We start from the raw sequence: 3,061 nt of genomic DNA, 5'->3' as shown, positions 1-3,061 counted from the left end.
ATGAGGTGCCGCGCGGGTACGCGGTAGACCAGGCCGCCGACGACGATCCCGGCCGGGATCGCGCCGATGGCCGAGCTGGCGACCAGCAGCCCGGCGTGCAGCGGGCTGAGGCCGAGCACGAGTTGGAGCCGCTGGGCGAGGATCAGCTCGACGCCGGCGGTGGCGAACATCGCGAGCCCGGCGCCGAGGACACCGGCGAGGAGCTGCCGGTTGCGGAAGAGCGCGAAGTCGATCAGCGGGTACGTCCGGGTGCGCTGGCGGCGTACGAAGACGGTGAACCCGGCGGCCGAGACGAGCAGCGCCGGCACGATGTGCAGCGGGTCGGGCTCCGGCCGGGCCCCCTCCTTGATCGCGTACACCAGGCCGACGAGCCCCGCCATGACCTGCACCGAGGCCACCGGGTCCCACGGCCGCTCCTTGCTGCCGGAGCCGCCGGGCGCCAGCAGCGCGGTCGCGACGAGCGCCGCGAGGACGACGGGCACGTTGACGAGGAAGACCGAGCCCCACCAGAAGTGGTCGAGCAGCAGCCCGCCCGCGACCGGCCCGAGGGCCGCGCCGACGACGGCGACCGTGCCCCAGATGCCGATCGCGATGCCGCGCTCCCGCTCGTCGTCGAAGGTGAGCCGGACCAGCGCCAGCGTCGCGGGCATCATCGCCGCCGCGCCGACCGCGAGGAACGCGCGGGCGCCGATCAGCACCGCCGCCGAGGGCGCGAACGCGGCCAGCGTGGACGCCATGCCGAACAGGACGAGCCCGGTCAGGAACATCCGCTTGTGGCCCACGCGGTCGCCCAGGGTGCCGGCGCCCAGCAGCAGCCCGGCCATCACCAGCGGGTAGGCGTTGATGATCCACAGCTTCGCGGAGGCGTCGGCGTCGAGGTCGGCGGTGAGGGTGGGCAGCGCCGTGTAGAGGATCGTCACGTCCAGCGAGATGAGCAGCAGTCCCGCGGAGACGGTCGCGAGCACCCACCAGCGTCGCGCCTTGAACATGGAGCACCTTGCTTTCTGCGTGTGCGGGTACGCCGGGTGCGTACGCGGTCGGCCTCAGGACTCCGGGTCGGTCAGCGCGGCGAGCCGCCGCTGCACCGCCGCCGCCACCTCGGGGGCGAGCGTGGACTGCGCGGTGGCGTGGAACAGCCACAGCCCGTCCGCCGCCACCCGGGCCAGGAACAGGTCGACCGCCTCGGGGTCCGGGTCCGGCCCGGGGGGCTCGGGCGCCCAGCGGTCCGCGAAGTCGTCCCAGATCCGCGCCAGCTCGGGCCGGGTCGCCGAGGCGACCATGAAGACGAAGTCCGCCGTCCCCCCGCCCTGCCCGCAGCACCGCACGTAGGCCGCGGCCCGCTCGCGGGCGGTGGCCTCCTCGAACGGCTTGCCCAGCTCGGCGCGGAGGCGCGCGTCCAGGGTCTCGGTCAGGTGCCGCTGGATGGCCGCGAGGAGCGCGTCGCGGTTGGGGAAGTGGTACATCAGCCCGGGCTTGGTCAGCCCGGCCTCGGCCGCGGCGGCGTCGAGCGTGAGGGCGGTGATCCCCGCCCGTTCGACGACGCGGACGGCGGCTTCGAGGATCTGGGTGCGGGAGCTGGGTCGCATGGGACGTAACTTTACCATCCGGAAGGTAAAGTTACGAGCCTCACCGCCCTCCCGCGGCACTCCCGGCACCCGCCCCGCCAGGGACGCCGGGAACCCGCCGTCCGTTCCGGAAGTGAAAGATGGTGGCGAGCCCGGGGAGAATGGCCCCCGGAGGACTGCGTGAGCGGACGGAGCGCGATGGATCTGCCGGCACCGGACGGACCGGGTGGCTTTGCCTACACGGACGCCGACGCGGAGAAGCGGCGCGGCGTGCGCCGGATGAAGACCTTCGCCACCGGCCTGCTGCTGCTGGCCGCCGCGGTCTTCACCCTCGCCCGCTGGGCGCAGCACAACGGCGCCGGCGCCTGGGCGGGCTACGTCGCCGCGGCGGCGGAGGCGGGCATGGTCGGCGCGCTGGCCGACTGGTTCGCGGTCACGGCCCTGTTCAAGCGGCCCCTGGGACTGCCCATCCCGCACACCGCGATCATCCCCACCAAGAAGGACCAGCTCGGCCAGAGCCTCGGCGACTTCGTCGGCGAGAACTTCCTCTCCGCCGACGTCGTACGCGCCCGGCTGCACGCGCTCGGCCTCGGCAGCCGCGTCGGCGGCTGGCTCGCCGAACCCGCCAACGCCGACCGCGTCACCGCCGAGGCGTCGACCGTGCTGCGCGGCGCGCTGGCCGTCCTGCGGGACCACGACGTCCAGGCCGTCGTCGGCGAGGCCATCAACCGCCGCGCCGCCGCCCTGGAGGTCGGCCCCGGGCTCGGCAAGCTGCTGGAGAGGATCGTCGCGGACGGCGGCCACCGCCGCGTCGTCGACCTGGTCTGCGAGCGCGCCGAGTCCTGGCTGATCCTCAACGGCCCCTCGGTCGTCGGCGCCGTCACCGGCGGGGCGCCCGGCTGGACCCCGAAGTTCGTCGACCGCCGGGTCGGCGAGCGGGTCTACAAGGAACTGCTGCGGTTCATCGGCGAGATGCGCGAGTCGCCGGAGCACCCGGCGCGCGGCGCGCTCGACCGGTTCCTCTCCGACTTCGCCGCCGACCTCCAGGGCGACACCGCGACCCGGGCGCGCGTCGAGCGGCTCAAGGGCGAGATCCTGGACCGCGACGAGGTGCAGGACTTCATCGCCTCGGCGTGGACGTCGCTGCGCGGCATGATCGTCGGCGCCGCGGACGACGAGCGCAGCGAACTGCGGCTGCGGGCGCGGGCGGCGCTGCTGTCGTTCGGGCAGCGGATGGCGGCGGACGCACGGCTGCAGGCGAAGGTCGACGGCTGGGCGGAGGATGTCGCGACGCACGTGGTGACGACGTACCAGCACCAGATCACGTCGCTGATCTCGGACACCGTCGCGGGCTGGGACGCGGACCAGACGTCGCGCAAGATCGAGGCGAACATCGGCCGGGACCTGCAGTTCATCCGGATCAACGGCACGGTGGTGGGCTCGCTCGCGGGGCTGGTCATCTACACGGTGTACCGGGCCATCGCGGGCTGAGCGGG

At 73.9% G+C, this 3,061-nt stretch carries 3 protein-coding genes; 1 reads left to right on the top strand and 2 read right to left on the bottom strand.

Annotated features, from left to right (window positions below):
* The coding region (locus tag H5J30_RS24270; protein ID WP_181789494.1) for an MFS transporter at positions 1–989 on the bottom strand (989 nt) is incomplete at its 3' end.
* A gap of 54 nt (positions 990–1,043) precedes the next feature.
* Positions 1,044–1,586, bottom strand: a complete 543-nt coding sequence (locus H5J30_RS24265) for a TetR/AcrR family transcriptional regulator (protein ID WP_181789493.1) — start codon at positions 1,584–1,586, stop codon at positions 1,044–1,046.
* Positions 1,587–1,763: 177 nt separating this feature from the next.
* Between H5J30_RS24265 and H5J30_RS24260 the strand changes: the two genes are divergently transcribed.
* Positions 1,764–3,056, top strand: a complete 1,293-nt coding sequence (locus H5J30_RS24260) for a DUF445 domain-containing protein (protein ID WP_181789495.1) — start codon at positions 1,764–1,766, stop codon at positions 3,054–3,056.
* Positions 3,057–3,061: the final 5 nt, after the last annotated feature.

This window comes from Streptomyces phytophilus (genome assembly GCF_013870535.1).
Taxonomy (GTDB): Bacteria; Actinomycetota; Actinomycetes; order Streptomycetales; family Streptomycetaceae; genus Streptomyces; species Streptomyces phytophilus.
The sequence above is the reverse complement of the archived record's forward strand: the minus strand, read 5'-3'. Positions and strand labels throughout refer to the sequence as shown.

Coding starts and splice junctions, on each gene's coding strand:
- H5J30_RS24265 (WP_181789493.1), bottom strand. CDS start 1,586: ATGCGACCCAGCTCCCGCACCCAGATCCTCGAAGCCGCCGTCCGCGTC.
- H5J30_RS24260 (WP_181789495.1), top strand. CDS start 1,764: ATGGATCTGCCGGCACCGGACGGACCGGGTGGCTTTGCCTACACGGAC.